This window comes from Pseudomonas sp. P116 (assembly GCF_020149425.1).
Lineage (GTDB): Bacteria > Pseudomonadota > Gammaproteobacteria > Pseudomonadales > Pseudomonadaceae > Aquipseudomonas > Aquipseudomonas anatoliensis.
On the sequence record NZ_JACVHB010000004.1, the window covers coordinates 567873 to 582694 of the forward strand.

The 14822-nt window shown below is 59.2% G+C and carries 17 protein-coding genes; 9 read left to right on the forward strand and 8 right to left on the reverse strand.

Features of this window, described 5'->3' with window-relative positions:
• The first annotated feature begins 16 nt into the window (after positions 1-16).
• The 3 genes from ICA15_RS16985 to cysB all read left to right on the forward strand — a co-directional run bounded on the left by ICA15_RS16985 (position 17) and on the right by cysB (position 2611).
• A complete protein-coding gene (locus tag ICA15_RS16985) occupies positions 17-922 on the forward strand; it encodes a 5'-nucleotidase (protein WP_150603346.1) in 906 nt (301 codons plus the stop codon).
• A gap of 97 nt (positions 923-1019) precedes the next feature.
• Complete coding sequence (locus tag ICA15_RS16990) at positions 1020-1523, forward strand: universal stress protein (RefSeq protein ID WP_210553956.1); 504 nt, start codon at positions 1020-1022, stop codon at positions 1521-1523.
• Between the two features lie 113 nt (positions 1524-1636).
• Entirely contained in the window at positions 1637-2611 is a 975-nt protein-coding gene (gene cysB / locus ICA15_RS16995) for an HTH-type transcriptional regulator CysB (RefSeq protein WP_042560273.1), read from the forward strand.
• A 9-nt stretch (positions 2612-2620) separates the two neighbouring features.
• Here the strand turns inward: cysB and ICA15_RS17000 are convergent, their stop codons facing one another.
• A complete protein-coding gene (locus ICA15_RS17000; protein WP_150593146.1) occupies positions 2621-3103 on the reverse strand; it encodes a GreA/GreB family elongation factor in 483 nt (160 codons plus the stop codon).
• A 2-nt stretch (positions 3104-3105) separates the two neighbouring features.
• Entirely contained in the window at positions 3106-3513 is a 408-nt protein-coding gene (locus tag ICA15_RS17005) for a hypothetical protein (RefSeq protein WP_150615936.1), read from the reverse strand.
• 124 nt (positions 3514-3637) lie between these two features.
• Here ICA15_RS17005 and earP point away from each other — a divergent pair, with 124 nt between their 5' ends.
• Positions 3638-4780 carry an elongation factor P maturation arginine rhamnosyltransferase EarP gene (earP, locus tag ICA15_RS17010; protein WP_210553955.1) on the forward strand — a complete coding sequence of 381 codons (1143 nt, stop codon included), beginning with the start codon at positions 3638-3640 and terminating at the stop codon, positions 4778-4780.
• A gap of 48 nt (positions 4781-4828) precedes the next feature.
• On the forward strand, positions 4829-5398 hold the full coding sequence (locus tag ICA15_RS17015; RefSeq protein WP_007908599.1) for an elongation factor P: 570 nt from the start codon (positions 4829-4831) through the stop codon (positions 5396-5398).
• A gap of 144 nt (positions 5399-5542) precedes the next feature.
• On the opposite strand, the gene ICA15_RS17020 is transcribed toward ICA15_RS17015, so the two are convergent.
• The 3 genes from ICA15_RS17020 to ICA15_RS17030 form a co-directional block, all read right to left on the reverse strand.
• A complete protein-coding gene (locus tag ICA15_RS17020; RefSeq protein ID WP_042560269.1) occupies positions 5543-5962 on the reverse strand; it encodes an organic hydroperoxide resistance protein in 420 nt (139 codons plus the stop codon).
• 319 nt (positions 5963-6281) lie between these two features.
• The gene (locus ICA15_RS17025; protein ID WP_191626444.1) at positions 6282-6737 is read right to left on the reverse strand and encodes a MarR family winged helix-turn-helix transcriptional regulator; all 456 of its coding nucleotides are present in this window, start codon (positions 6735-6737) and stop codon (positions 6282-6284) included.
• Between the two features lie 73 nt (positions 6738-6810).
• On the reverse strand, positions 6811-7767 hold the full coding sequence (locus ICA15_RS17030; protein WP_150615933.1) for a LysR family transcriptional regulator: 957 nt from the start codon (positions 7765-7767) through the stop codon (positions 6811-6813).
• A 109-nt stretch (positions 7768-7876) separates the two neighbouring features.
• Here ICA15_RS17030 and ICA15_RS17035 point away from each other — a divergent pair, with 109 nt between their 5' ends.
• Complete coding sequence (locus ICA15_RS17035; protein WP_191626445.1) at positions 7877-8626, forward strand: sulfite exporter TauE/SafE family protein; 750 nt, start codon at positions 7877-7879, stop codon at positions 8624-8626.
• Here the strand turns inward: ICA15_RS17035 and ICA15_RS17040 are convergent.
• Complete coding sequence (locus ICA15_RS17040) at positions 8616-9470, reverse strand: LysR substrate-binding domain-containing protein (RefSeq protein WP_191626448.1); 855 nt, start codon at positions 9468-9470, stop codon at positions 8616-8618. The genes ICA15_RS17035 and ICA15_RS17040 overlap by 11 nt on opposite strands.
• Positions 9471-9567: 97 nt before the next feature.
• On the opposite strand from ICA15_RS17040, the gene ICA15_RS17045 reads away from it, so the two are divergent.
• Positions 9568-9789 (forward strand): DUF1127 domain-containing protein, encoded by a 222-nt coding sequence (locus tag ICA15_RS17045; RefSeq protein ID WP_150615931.1) that lies wholly within the window; start codon positions 9568-9570, stop codon positions 9787-9789.
• 64 nt (positions 9790-9853) lie between these two features.
• The gene (locus tag ICA15_RS17050) at positions 9854-11080 is read left to right on the forward strand and encodes a winged helix-turn-helix domain-containing protein (RefSeq protein ID WP_210553954.1); all 1227 of its coding nucleotides are present in this window, start codon (positions 9854-9856) and stop codon (positions 11078-11080) included.
• A gap of 190 nt (positions 11081-11270) precedes the next feature.
• Here ICA15_RS17050 and ICA15_RS17055 read toward each other — a convergent pair whose 3' ends face one another.
• A complete protein-coding gene (locus ICA15_RS17055) occupies positions 11271-12617 on the reverse strand; it encodes a class II 3-deoxy-7-phosphoheptulonate synthase (RefSeq protein ID WP_103304747.1) in 1347 nt (448 codons plus the stop codon).
• A 150-nt stretch (positions 12618-12767) separates the two neighbouring features.
• Between ICA15_RS17055 and ICA15_RS17060 the strand changes: the two genes are divergently transcribed.
• Positions 12768-13523 (forward strand): spermidine synthase, encoded by a 756-nt coding sequence (locus ICA15_RS17060; RefSeq protein WP_210553953.1) that lies wholly within the window; start codon positions 12768-12770, stop codon positions 13521-13523.
• Between the two features lie 114 nt (positions 13524-13637).
• On the opposite strand, the gene ICA15_RS17065 is transcribed toward ICA15_RS17060, so the two are convergent.
• Positions 13638-14429, reverse strand: coding sequence for a crotonase/enoyl-CoA hydratase family protein (locus ICA15_RS17065; protein WP_210553952.1), 792 nt, complete (start codon positions 14427-14429; stop codon positions 13638-13640).
• Positions 14430-14822 lie beyond the last annotated feature (393 nt).

Sequence of the window (14822 nt, forward strand, 5' to 3'; positions counted from 1 at the left end):
CAAGGAGGGGGAACGTATGGCCAAAAACATCGATGACAAACTGGTGCTGGCGATTTCGTCGCGTGCCTTGTTCGACCTGAGCGAGAGCCACAAGGTCTACCTGTCGAGCGGCGTCGAAGCCTACCGGCAATATCAGATCGAACACGAAGACGAAATTCTTGCCCCTGGTGATGCTTTCCCGCTGGTGGAGAAACTCCTGAGCCTGAACAGTCGCCTCGGCCGTGCGCGTGTCGAGGTGATTCTGGTGTCGCGCAATAGCGCAGACACTGGCCTACGCGTTTTCAATTCGATTCACCATTATGGTCTGGCCATTTCCCGCGCGGCGTTCGTCGGTGGGCGCAGCCCTTATCCTTATCTGAAAGCGTTTGGTTGCGACCTGTTTCTCTCCACGCACGCCGAAGACGTACGCTCGGCGCTGGATGCCGGTTTCGCTGCGGCAACGATTTTGTCCGGAGGCGCCAGCCGCGCCGCCAGCGACGAATTGCGCATCGCTTTCGACGGTGACGCGGTGATTTTTTCCGACGAGTCGGAGCGGGTTTATCAGTCCGGTGGGCTCGAAGCCTTTCAGGCCAAGGAGCGCGAATCGGCGCGCGAGCCATTGCGCGGCGGGCCGTTCAAGGGCTTTCTGGCGGCGCTCAACCTGTTGCAACGCGAGTTCCCTGACGACGACTGCCCGATCCGCACGGCGCTGGTCACCGCGCGTTCGGCACCGGCCCATGAGCGGGTGATTCGTACGTTGCGTGAATGGGACATCCGCCTCGACGAATCATTGTTTCTCGGTGGCCTGACCAAATCGGCGTTCCTCGAAGCGTTTGCCGCCGACGTGTTCTTCGACGATCAGGCCGGTCATTGCGAACTGGCCCGTGAAGTGGTCGCCACCGGCCATGTGCCGCATGGCATCAGCAACGAGCCGTCGATCTAAAGCCCTGTGCTTCAAGACGTTGCGTTGCCCGTCGTACTCGCCAAGGCACTGCTAAGCTGAATCAAATCTCCGCCATGTTGGCTTGCGAGGAGGTCATATGATTCGTTCGATGCTGTATGCCACTGACCTCGGTCTGTACGCACCCTTCGTCATGCAGCATGCCCTGGCGTTGGCGCGAACGTTCAATGCCGATCTGTATGTAGTGCACGCGGTGGAACCGATGGGGCTGTTCGCCGAATCGGTGTTGCAGAGTTATCTCGACGAGCAGTCGCTGAACGAATTTCATAGCCAGGGTCTGAAAACAGTCATCGCCAATATCGAGCAGCGCGTGCTGGAGAGTTTTCGCGAAGAGCTTGGCGAAGAGGGCGAGCAGGATTTGCAGCGGATTCGTGCAGTGCGCGTGGTGCAGGGCGATCCGTCGCAGGTGATTCTCGAGCAGGCGCAGAAACTCTCTGTCGATTTGCTGATCGTAGGAAGTCACAGCCACGGGGTGGGCGCTGAAACGCCGTTGGGGCGCACGGCGGCGCGGGTCCTGCAACTGGCCAAGGTGCCGGTCTATCTGGTGCCGTTGGTGGAGCGGCGGCGACGCGAAGATCGCTGAAGCGGGAATAATGGCGCTTTGATAAAAAAGTTCTAGATTTATTCTTCAAACCATTAATATAGTTATATACCGTCGCTGATGCCCGTGGCGTCTATCTGCTTTGAGGGATACATATGAAGCTTCAACAATTGCGCTACATCTGGGAAGTGGCGCACCACGACCTCAACGTTTCCGCTACAGCCCAAAGCCTTTACACCTCGCAACCGGGCATCAGTAAGCAAATCCGACTGCTGGAAGACGAACTCGGCGTTGAAGTGTTTGCCCGCAGCGGCAAGCACCTGACCCGCGTCACCCCTGCCGGCGAGCGCATCATCACCACCGCCGGTGAGATTCTGCGCAAGGTTGAAAGCATCAAGCAGATCGCTCAGGAATTCTCCAACGAGAAGAAAGGCACTCTGTCGATCGCCACCACTCACACTCAGGCACGTTATGCGCTGCCGCCGGTGATCAGCAACTTCATCAAGCAATATCCGGATGTGGCGCTGCACATGCACCAGGGCTCGCCGATGCAGATCGCCGAAATGGCGGCTGACGGCACCGTCGATTTCGCCATCGCCACCGAAGCGCTGGAACTGTTCGGCGATCTGGTGATGATGCCGTGCTACCGCTGGAACCGCTGCGTGGTCGTACCACAGGGCCACCCGCTGACCAAGCTGCCGAAGCTCACTCTGGAAGCGCTGGCCGAATACCCGATCGTGACTTACGTGTTCGGCTTCACCGGCCGTTCGAAACTCGACGAAGCCTTCAGCCATCGTGGTCTGACGCCGAAAGTGGTGTTCACCGCTGCCGACGCCGACGTGATCAAAACCTATGTGCGTCTGGGCCTGGGCGTGGGCATCGTCGCCAAAATGGCGGTCGACACCAAACTCGACAGCGACCTGGTGGTGCTGGATGCCAGCGAGTTGTTCGAATCGAGCGTCACCAAGATCGGTTTCCGTCGCGGCACCTTCCTGCGTGGTTTCATGTGCGACTTCATCGAGAAGTTTGCCCCGCACCTGACCCGCGAAGTGATGGCCAAAGCCATCGCGTGCCACAACAAGCAGGAGCTGGAAGAGCTGTTCGACGGCGTCGAACTGCCGGTCCACTGATCCACTGCTTCAGAGCACCTCGGTAACAGCAAATTGTTGCCGGGTGCCCGCCACCAGAATCTCTACCTCATCACCCTCGAACTTGCCCAGCAGGCTTTTGCCCAGCGGCGAGCGCGGCGTGATGACGGTAATCGGCTGACCCACCACATCGATTTTCAGGCCTGCCGCATCCGGTGCCAGGAACAGCCATTGCTCGCGACCTTTTTCGTCCTCCAGACCGAGCAGGGCGCCGACCTCGATGCCACGGTTTTCGTCATAGGCGCGCAGCGTCAGGTTCTGGCACAGCGCCAGTGACTGACGGATTTCCTCGACGCGTTTCGCTTGCCCTGCCGCCAGATACGATGCCTCAAGTCCAAGCGTGTCGTACTTGTTCTCGGCGATGTTCTCTTCGTGGGTCGCGGTTTCGTAAGCGGTTTGCGCAGCGCGTTCGGCTATATCGAGGTCGATGCGCAGCTTGTCGAGAATCAGTTGGTGGACGCTGTGTTTGTTCATGATCAATCGCAGAATTGCAAAACGTTGGCGCGGCTTTTTTCGCTTGGCGCGGTTTGGTCCTGTTGCAACCAGAACTGACATTTGGGGTTCGACAGATTGCGGCGGCTGTCGCGTGCCTGATCCAGACGATTCTGTTGCTCGTTCTTGCGCAGGTTTTCTTCGTACTGATCGAACAGCGGACTCTGCGGCGCAATGTCCGGCACCGGTTGCACCACGGGTGGAGTGGCCAGTTGCTGAACTGCCTGGGCCACCGGCGCCAATTGTTCATTGAACACAAAACGCGAGAGCAGCCAGCAGGTCAGCGCAATCGCGAGGAAACCCAGCCACAGGCCCAAGGCAATACTGCCGGTCAATTGCAGCGCGCTAAGCTGAACAGGCAAGGGGCGACGCGGGTTGGGACGATAGGGCATGGCTGCCTCCTGGCGGATGGTTGCGGGCAAGTGGCGATTGTCGCACGAAGATTAATCGCCGTCGGCTCTTCTGCATTCGCTCATTAATGCGGACAATCGGTGCTTTTGCCAACGGGAGTCTTGAATGCCGTCACTGAATACCCGCTGGGATATTTTTTGCACCGTCGTCGACAACTACGGCGACATCGGCGTGACCTGGCGTCTGGCCAGGCAATTGGTGGCCGAACATTCGCTGGCCGTGCGGCTGTGGGTTGATGATCTGCGTGCGTTCGAACGTATTTGCCCAGAGATCGATATCAACGCCGCGCAACAATGGCAGCAAGGTGTAGAGGTGCGGCACTGGCCGAGCGAGTGGTTGCCCATCGACGCCGCTGACGTGGTGATCGCAGCGTTCGCCTGCCAGTTACCGAGTGCTTACATGGACGTCATGGCCGAGCGGGAGAAGCCGCCGTTGTGGCTGAACCTCGACTATCTCAGCGCCGAAGACTGGGTCACCGGCTGCCACGGCCTGCCGTCGGTCAAATACAAGTCGGTGCAGAAAATCTTCTTCTTCCCGGGGTTCCGCCCCGGCACTGGTGGACTGCTGCGCGAAAGAGGCTTGCTCGAACAGCGTCGGCAGTTTCAGCGCGATGACCAGGCGCAGCGACAATTCCTGCAAGGTCTGGGCATTGAGCGTGCTCCCGATGCACAACTGATCTCGTTGTTTGCCTACGAGAACGCTGGACTGGCCAGTTGGCTCGACGTGCTGGCGGCTGGCGCGACGCCCACGCATTTGCTGGTGCCGGAAGGGCGGATTCTCGGTGACGTTGCGCGCTGGCTCGGCGTGGAAACCTTGACCGTCGGGGCGATAGAGGTGCGTCAGGCGCTGACCGTGCAGGTGCTGCCGTTCGTTCGTCAGGATCAATACGATCACTTGCTCTGGTGCTGCGATTTCAACGCGGTGCGCGGTGAGGACTCATTCGTCCGGGCGCAGTGGGCGGGGCGGCCGATGCTGTGGCACATCTATCAGCAGGACGAAGACATCCATCTGGACAAGCTCGACGCCTTCCTTGCCCTGTATACGAAAGGCCTCTCGCCCGCAGCGGCGCAGGCGATGAACGGTCTATGGCAGGCGTGGAGTGCGGGTCAGCCAATTGGCGATCAATGGCTCAGCGCCCGTAAACACTGGCCAGAACTGCAGGAAAATGCCGAGACATGGTGTCTGGAACAAGGCTTGCAGGCCGATCTTGCCGCAGCGCTGGTACAGTTTTACCTAAATTGGATATGATACGCGGCCTAGATTTATGTAAATCCCATCCAAATTCGGATATTCGCAATGAAAACTGGTAAAGAACTCAAACCCGGTACCGTGATCCGTCTCGAAAACGATCCTTGGCTGGTTCAGAAAGCTGAATTCACCAAGTCGGGCCGTAACAGCGCGATCATGAAGACCAAGCTGAAAAACCTGCTGACCGGTTACAAGACCGAGATCGTTTACAGCGCTGACGACAAACTGGACGACGTAATCCTCGACCGCAAAGAAGCGACCCTGTCCTTCATCAGCGGCGACACCTACACGTTCATGGACACCACTGACTACACCATGTACGAACTGAACGCCGAAGACATCGAAGCCGTTCTGCCTTTCGTTGAAGAAGGCATGACCGATGTTTGCGAAGCGATCTTCTTCGAAGAGCGTCTGGTTTCGGTAGAACTGCCGACCACCATCGTGCGCGTCGTTGACTACACCGAAGGTTCGGCTCGTGGCGACACTTCCGGCAAGGTAATGAAGCCAGCCAAACTGGCCAACGGTACCGAGCTGCAAGTTGCTGACTTCATCGAAATCGGTGACAAGATCGAAATCGACACCCGCGAAGGCGGTTCCTACAAAGGCCGTGCCAAATAAGCACTGCTTTTTGCGGAATGAAAAAGCCCGACCATTGAGTCGGGCTTTTTTGTGCCTGCAAGAAAGATTAAAAGATCGCAGCCTGCTGCAGCTCCTACACCTGTTCATGTAGGAGCTAGCGCAGGCTGCGATCTTTTTCTTTGTTTACACCGTGACGTGCAGACGTACTTCGACATTGCCACGCGTGGCGTTGGAGTACGGGCAGACCTGGTGAGCGGCGTCGACCAGGCTTTGTGCGTCGGCTTGTTCAAGGCCCGGCAGGCTGATGTGCAGGTCGATGTCCAGACCGAAACCACCAGGGATCTGGCCGATACCGACGTGGGCGGTGATCGAGGCGTCGTCCGGGATTTTGCGTTTGGTCTGGCTGGCGACGAATTTTAGCGCGCCGATGAAGCAGGCCGAGTAGCCGGCGGCGAACAGTTGCTCAGGGTTGGTCGCCGCGCCGCCAGCACCACCGAGTTCTTTCGGGGTGGCAAGTTTGACGTCGAGCACGTTGTCGCTGGAGATCGCACGACCGTCACGGCCGCCGGTGGAGGTTGCGATTGCGGTATAGAGAGTTTGCATGGTGTGAGCCTCGATGGGTGTGAGTTGTCGCGCTAATTGTTTGCGCGCTAAGTAAGTTCGAGGTGAATGTAGCTCGCTAATGTTTAGTGCGCAAGATAAATTTTGAAAAAAGTTGGCTTCGTTGATCCGGGAGGAGCGCCAAGAGCGTCAGAACCCTCGATCCAGATCAGTTCTCAGCATTGAACAGGGAGTGGGAAAATTGCACAGCGCAGGGTTCAAACGTAGGAGCTGCGGCACGCTGCGATCTTTTGATCTTTAAAAACAACATCAAAAGATCGCAGCGTGCCGCAGCTCTACATGGATTCGGTCCAGCCCGGGTTCAGATCAAGCTTTCTTGCAGATGACTGCGCAATGCCTGCAATTCGGCTTGCAGATTCTGCAAACGCTCCAGGCTGAAACCGCTGGCGCCGAGGATGCATTGCGGGATGCTTTGAGCTTTGTCTCGCAGAGCGCGGCCCTGCGCAGTCAACTCGACAATCACTACGCGCTCATCTTCACGGCTGCGTGTGCGACTGAGTAACCCTTCACCCTCCAGTCGCTTGAGCAGGGGGGTCAGCGATCCCGGATCCGTCAGCAGCCGCGTGCTGATTTCTCCCACGGTGAGACCATCCTTCTCCCACAGCACCATCATCGCCAGATACTGCGGATAGGTCAGGCCGATGGCTTGCAGCATCGGTTTGTAGACTTTGGTCATCATCAGCGAAGTGGAGTGCAGGGCGAAGCAAGCCTGATTATCCAGCAGCAGGTCATCGCAGGTGTCGCGGTCGGTCGTCATGTTAAAGCCTTGATCAGTAATGCTCATGAATCTAGCGTTCGAATGTTTAATGCGCCAGATAATTTTCCAGACATCAAAGTCTGCCCAAATCCCGTTGCAACGCGAGATCCCACGGCGGCACCGGGCTGAAGCGGGTCTTGAGGTATTCCAGCAACAAACGGCTGCGCGAGTTTGTCTGCTGCTCCATGCGCAAGGCGTAGATGCCGGTACTCTCGGGTTGCGGCAGACCGTTTTCGCAGAACAGTGGCAGCAGTTCGCCGCGCAGCAGATATTCGCTGGCCAGCCACGTCGGCAGGTGCGCGATGCCCAACCCGGCCAACGCGCCGCACACCAGTGCTTCAGCGTTATTGGCGCTCATGCGGATGCGCGCCGGGCGGTGCAACTGCATCTGCCCGTCTTGCTCGAAACGCCAGGCGAAGGGCGGGGCGAGGCCATCCCAGTCGAGGCCGTCATGTTCGCTCAACTGCGCGGGATGATTCGGTACACCGCGCCGCTTGAGATAATCGGGGCTCGCGCAGGCGATGCGCACCATGCTCGCCAGTGGCGTAGCAACCAGTCGGGTGTCGGCCAGTTGCCCGGCGCGCAGCACCAGATCGACCTTGCCCAGATTCGAGCCGTGCATGTCGACGAAACTGTCGATCAGGTGCAGTTGCACATCCAGGCCCGGATACATCACCAGAAAATCAGCAATCACTGGCGCCAGATGTCGGCGTCCGAACGCTGCTGGCGCATCGATGCGGATCAAGCCTTCCGGTGCACTGCTCAAGGAAACGGCTTCGGCGCGGGCCAATTGCAGTTCGGCGACGATCCGCCGCGCCCGTTCGGCAAAGGCCAGACCTGCCGGCGTGGCGCGTACGGCATGGGTGCTGCGAATGAACAACTGGCTGCCCACCGCGCTTTCCAGACTGTCGATGCGCCGCGCCACAGCCGAAGGCGTCAGTGGATGACGGCGAGACGCGGCAGAGAAACTGCCGCTTTCCAGCACATCGAGAAACAGTCCGAGTTGATCGGTCAATTGATTGGGATTCATGTTATTCAACGCTTGTGCGAAATCGGCACAGCCATTGTGCGTTGCTATGCGTTTCCCCGCCAGCCGCGACTGCGTAGGATGAGTCGCCTGACGTAAGAGGAATTCGGCTGTGATGGAGTTTTTGTTGTTCCTGCTATTTGGCGCCGCGCTGGGCACACTGGGTGGCATCTTCGGCATTGGCGGTGGCTTGATCGCGATCCCGCTGCTCGGCGTGTGGTTCGGGCTTGATCAACAGATCGCCCAAGGCACGGCGCTGGTGATGGTGGTGCCGAACGTGATGCTGGCGCTGTGGCGCTATCACCAGCGCAATCGCATCGAACTGCGTCACGCGTTGCCATTGGCGGTGATGGGGTTCTGCTTTGCCTGGATCGGTTCGATCTGGGCCGTAGGCATTGACGCGCAAACCATGCGCATCGGTTTTGTCGCGTTTCTCGTGGTGCTTTCGGTTTACAACCTGCTGAAAATGTTCGGCAAGCGCCCGGCGCCGACGGCCGAGATGCGTTACTCCTGGCCATGGCTGGGCGTACTCGGCGCAGCGTCGGGGACCATGGGCGGGTTGTTCGGTGTCGGCGGGGCGGTGGTCGCGACGCCGGTGCTGACCAGCCTGTTTGGCACCACACAAGTGGTCGCCCAAGGCTTGTCGCTGGCGCTGGCATTGCCGAGTACCGGCGTCACTTTGGTGACTTACGCGGTGCACCACGAAGTCGACTGGATGATCGGTTTGCCGCTGGCGATTGGCGGTCTGGCCAGCATCAGTTGGGGGGTAAAAGTCGCCCACGCCATGCCGGAAAAACTTCTGCGTGGGCTGTTCTGTGGTTTCCTGGTGCTGTGCGCGGTGATGCTCGCCTTTAAAGTTTGAAGCCTTCGACGATGTGTTCGGCCAGGCATTCGGTGATCGGCGATGGATTGTTCAGATTGCGGATCAGCATGATGCTGGCCTCGGGCAGTTGCGGCAGATCTTCATCGGCACCGAGAATGCGCATGTCCGGGGTTATCAGGCTTTCCAGTTGCGCGGTGATCGCCAGACCCGCGCTCACTACGGCCATCAGCGCCGAGAGGCTGCTGCTGTTGTAGGCGATGCGGTAATCGCGGCCCATCGCGTCCAGCGCATTGCACGCCCACAAGCGGCAGAAACAATCACTGTTGAACATCGCCAGCGGCAACGGCGTCTGTTCGTGGGCGCTGAAATTTTGTGCCTCGGCCCAGACGAAACGCTCTTTGCGCAGCAGTTGGCCGATCTCGTTGCCCGGTTCGCGGGTGACGATCGACAAGTCGAGATCGGTGCGCTGCAACAACTGTTTGCTCGATTCGCAATGCACTTCGATCTGGATCAACGGATAGAACTGCGCAAACCGCGACAGAATCCCCGGTAGAAAACGCATCACGTAATCGTCCGGCGTGCCGATCCGCACGGTGCCGACCATGTGTGGCTCGCGCAGGGTATTGAACACTTCACTGTGCAGTTTGAGGATGCGCCGCGCGTAACCGAGCAGCACCTGACCCTCGGCAGTCAGCCGCACCTGCCGCCCGTCACGCTCGAACAATTGGCGCTGCAACACGTCTTCTTCCAGGCGCTTCATCTGCATGCTAACCGCTGATTGCGTGCGGTTGACCATTTCGCCGGCGCGGGTAAAACCGCCCTGATCGGCTATCGCGACAAAGGTGCGCAGGACATCGGTATCGATACTGGGGTAAGCCGACAATTGATGAATCTCCGTGATGCATACCATCAGAAACATTCGTTGGATTGATCTTAGCGCTGGCGCGAGACTTGAGCCATCCACAACGGAGAGCAAAACGATGAAAGGTCAAAGAGAGTATGTAGGCGAAGAAAAATTTTCCGGCCATGGCCACATGGTTTCTGACTTGCTGCACAAGTTTAGCCGCTGGTACGAACTTCACCGTGAGCGTGAATTGCTCGCCAGTCTGAGCGACGAAGCGTTGAAAGACATCGGGGTCAGTCGTGCCGACGTCGAGCACGAGTCAGTGCGGCCGTTCTGGGATGATCCGATGCATAAATGATGAGGCCATCGCTACACAAAACCTTCTGGACTGAGGTAGGTTGCGAGCAGACAAGGAGATGCTCATGCCCGCGACACTGTCCTTTTCCCTCAAACAGGCTCGACGTCTGGCGCTGGCTGCCCAAGGGTTCAACGGGCGCCAGCCGCCGACCGTCAAGGCGCCCCACATCAACCGGCTGATCGAACGGCTGGGCCTGCTGCAAATCGACTCCGTCAACGCTGTAGTGCGCTCGCACTATCTGCCGCTGTTTTCTCGTCTTGGTTCCTATTCTTTCGATCTGCTCGACCAGGCTGCCTGGAGTTCGGGGCGTCGTCGTACGCTGTTCGAGTATTGGGGGCATGAGGCGTCGTTGTTGCCGTTGTCGATGTATCCGCTTATGGGTTGGCGCATGCAGCGGGCCAAGAGCGGCAAAGATATTTATCAGCAACTGGCGAAGTTTGGTCTTCAGCAACAGGATGTTATTCGCCGGGTTTTGAGCGCGGTCGAAGAGCGGGGCGCGTTGGGCGCCGGTAGTTTATCGACTCGCGAAGACAAGCCTGGGCAGTGGTGGGACTGGAGTGCGGAAAAGCATGCGCTGGAATGGTTGTTCGCCGCCGGTGAAGTGACCGTGGCCGGGCGGCGTGGCTTCGAGCGTTTGTACGATTTACCGGAGCGGGTGATTCCTGCGGCGATCTTGCAACAACCGTTGCCTGAAGAAGCGCAGGCGCAGCGTGGATTGTTGCTGCATGCGGCCGGGGCGCTGGGCGTCGGCACGGAAAAAGACCTGCGGGATTACTTTCGCTTGAACCCCGCTGATGCACGTCCGCGACTGGCCGAGCTGGTCGAGGCGGGGCAATTGCAGATGTGCGAAGTCGCCGGTTGGCGGCAAATCGCTTATTGCCTGCCGGAGCCGAAAGTCCTGCGCAAGGTCGCGGCCAGTGCACTGCTGTCGCCCTTCGATTCGTTGATCTGGGAGCGCAGTCGCACCGAGCGTCTGTTCGATTTCCGCTATCGGCTGGAGATTTACACGCCGCAGGACAAACGCGTTTATGGGTATTACGTGCTGCCGTTTTTGCACAACGAGCGGATAGCCGCGCGGGTGGATTTGCGTGCCGAGCGGGCAGCGGGGCGGTTGGCGGTACATGCGGTGCACGAGGAAGAGCCGGGACTGGATGATGAGGGGATGTCGGCGCTGGCTGCAAATTTGCGGCGAATGGCGGATTGGTTGGGACTGGCGCAGGTGCAGCTCAATTGCCAGCGTGTGAGTGCGGGGCGGTTGCGGGTGGCGTTGGCGCAGATCGAGGGTGTCTGAACTGGCTTAATCGCCAGCAGGCTAGCTCCCACAGGGATCTGTGTTGCCCACAAAAACCAGTGTAGGAGCTGCCGAAGGCTGCGATCTTTTGATCTTGCTCTTGTCTTTGAAGATCAAGATCAAAAGATCGCAGCCTTCGGCAGCTCCTACAGGGGGGGGCGGTCGACCCCTTAATACAGGGTGACGCGGTTTAGCGCCGAACCTGCTTCAGGGTTTCGGCAATCAAAAACGCCAATTCCAGCGACTGATCAGCATTCATCCGCGGATCGCAGTGAGTGTGATAGCGATCCGACAAGCCGTCCTCAGTGATCGGCCGCGCGCCACCAATGCATTCGGTGACATTCTGCCCGGTCATTTCGATGTGAATGCCGCCGGCATAAGTGCCTTCGGCTTCGTGCACCTGGAAGAACTGCTTAACCTCGCCAAGGATCTGCGCAAAATCGCGAGTCTTGTAGCCGCTGCTGGCCTTGATGGTGTTGCCGTGCATCGGATCAGAGCTCCACAGCACCTGCTTGCCTTCACGCTGCACCGCGCGAATCAGCGCCGGCAGGTGATCGCCCACCTTGTTTGCACCCATCCGCGCGATCAGATTAAGACGCCCGGGGTCGTTGCTCGGGTTGAGCACGTCGATCAGGCGGATCAAGTCGTCGGGGTTCATGCTCGGGCCGACTTTGACCCCGATCGGGTTGTTCACCCCGCGCAGGAATTCGACGTGTGCGCCGTCGAGCTGACGGGTGCGGTCGCCGATCCACAGCATGTGCGCCGAGCAATCGTAATAATCGTTGGTCAGGCTGTCGCGGCGCACGAACGCTTCTTCGTAGTTCAGCAGCAGCGCTTCGTGGGCGGTGAAGAAACTGGTTTCGCGCAGTTGCGGCGAGCTGTCCATGCCGCAGGCGCGCATGAATGCCAGCGTTTCATCGATGCGGTCGGCGAGGTGGCTGTACTTCTCGGCCAGCGCGGAGTTGGCGATGAAGTCGAGGTTCCACTTGTGCACCTGATGCAAGTCGGCAAAACCGCCTTGGGCGAAGGCGCGCAGCAGGTTCAACGTCGCGGTGGACTGGTGATACGACTGCAGCAGACGTTCCGGGTCCGGCACGCGGCTCTTTTCGTCGAAGCCGATGCCGTTGACGATGTCGCCACGGTAGGCGGGCAGGGTCACGCCATCAATGGTTTCGTCGTTGGCCGAGCGCGGTTTGGCGAACTGGCCGGCCATGCGTCCGACCTTGACCACCGGGCAACCTGCCGCGAAGGTCATGACGATCGCCATTTGCAGCAACACTTTAAAAGTGTCGCGAATCTTTGCAGCGGAGAATTCGGCAAAGCTTTCGGCGCAATCGCCGCCCTGCAACAGGAACGCGCGGCCCTGAGTCACTTCGGCAAATTGACGACGCAGTTCCCGCGCCTCGCCGGCAAATACCAGCGGCGGATAACTGGCCAGGGTCTGCTCGACCTGGCGCAGATGCGCGGCGTCCGGGTATTGGGGTTGTTGCTGGATCGGCAGGGCGCGCCAGCTATCAGGGCTCCACGGTTGGCTCATCACGGTCTCTAAGGTTCTACGCACGGAAGGCCATGTTAGCAGCAATTAGTGCGTGACCTGCTCCCGCCCCTTCGTCGACAATCGCCGCTTTGCCACGGCGCCACTGCGGTGCCATCGCGTCACCGCGCCCGGTGACCACCAGGAGACAAGATGACTGAGGAGCGCGTCGAGCATCTGCTCGCCGAAGTACAGGATGAGTTCGGCGTGATTCGCGTGCTGGAAGTGGCCGATTACCGCTTTCTCGAATTCGGCGATGCGATCGAGCAGAGCTGCGTGTTCACTGCCGATCCTAGCTGGCTGGAATATGACTACACCCGGGCGATGCTGATTGGCGCGTTGTGCCACGAGCACCCGGAGAGTGCGCTGTTCCTCGGGCTCGGCGCGGGCACGCTGACGCAGGCGTGCCTCAAGTTTCTGCCGCTGGAAGATGTCGAGGCGATCGAGCTGCGCCCGGACGTCCCGCGTCTGGCCGTTGAATACCTTGGCCTGGATGACGATCCGCGCTTGTACATCCGCGTCGGCGATGCCCTTGATTTGCTGCCCACTGCTGAGCCTGCGGACCTGATCTTCGTCGACCTCTATACCGACGTCGGCCCCGGTGTCGGACATCTGGCCTGGAGTTTCCTCGGTGACTGTCAGAAACGCTTGAATCCGGGCGGCTGGCTGGTGATCAATCAATGGGCCACCGATGATGGCAAGCCGTTGGGCGCGGCACTGTTGCGCGGGCTCTATCACCGCCATTACTGGGAACTGCCGGTGAAGGAGGGCAATGTGATTCTGCTGGTGCCGGCGGATCTGGATCAGACGTTGGATATGGAAGCGGTCGCCGCCCGGGCTGAGGCGTTGGCACCGAGTTTGGGATATTCGTTGCAGTCGCTGATCAAGGCGATTCGCCCGGCTACATAAATGGCGAATTGAGCCCCTGTAGGAGCTGCCGCAGGCTGCGATCTTTTGACTTTGATTTTTCAAGATCAAAAGATCGCAGCCTGCGGCAGCTCCTACAAGGGTTTGTGCAATGGCTCAGAGCCCTTTGAAGATCCCGGGCCGTCGCTCAACCAGCGAGCGCACCCCCTCCTTGGCATCTTCACTGGCCAGCAACTTCTTCACCAGTGGCGGCAAGCCCTGTGCCGCCGCTGTCTCGCCTTCATACCGCGCCTGTCGCGCCGACATCAGCGTCGCCTGCACCCCCAACGGTGCCTGTCGCGCAATCCGCTCAGCCAGTTCAATCGCGCGGGGCAGCAGATCTTCGCTGGCCATCACTTCCTGCACCAATCCCAGACGCAACGCATCGTGCGCATCGAACTCGTCCCCGGTCAGCAACCAGCGCATCGCGTTACCCCAGCCGGCCACCTGATGAAAACGTAAAGTCGCGCCACCAAAAGGAAAAATCCCACGCTGTACTTCCATTTGCGCGAAGCGGGTATTGCTCGCGCAGAGGTTGATGTCGGCGGCCAGCATCAATTCGATGCCGATGGTCAGGCAGTAACCCTGTGCCGCGACAATCACCGGTTTGCTGACCCTCGGCCCGACAAAAACACCCCATGGATCGCAACCGCCGGTCGGCACCTGCCAGCCTTGGGCGAGGGCGGTGCTGGCATTCACCAGATCCAGACCGGCGGTAAAATGCTCGCCATGGCCGAACACCACCGCCACCCGCGCCTCGCTGTCAGCCTCGAATTCGCCATAAGCCAGGCTCAGTTCATTGAGCAGGTCGAGGTCGAAGGCATTGCGCTTGGCCGCTCGATCCAGGCCGATCATATGCAGGTGACCACGGCGCTCCCGGCTGACGCGGCCAGGACAGGACTGATTCATGGGAATTTCCTCGAGCGGGGAGGGAGGGGGCCGCGACCACATGCCGCACATCGGTGAAGCGTTTAAGCAGTATCTTCAGCAGGGCCGGGCCCTTGGAAAATAGACCTTCGCACGATTATCCGCAAAACCCCGTTACACAACGGTGACGGACGGATTCAGGCGATAAAAAAAGCTCCCTTTTTCGGTAATTTCCGGTATAGTGCGCGCCGGCCTTTAGCCAGGCCGCGTCAAGGTAGCGCAATTCCCCGAAGTCAGCTTCGGCTGCATGTCCGCACTGCGGGCTCTTCCTGGACGTTTCTTTTTTTCTTTCATTCGTTTTCGCAAATCCCCGCCGACAAAGCTGCCAGGGCGACTCTTGAGTCTTACACGGCATGCGCAGCTTTGGAGCATGGG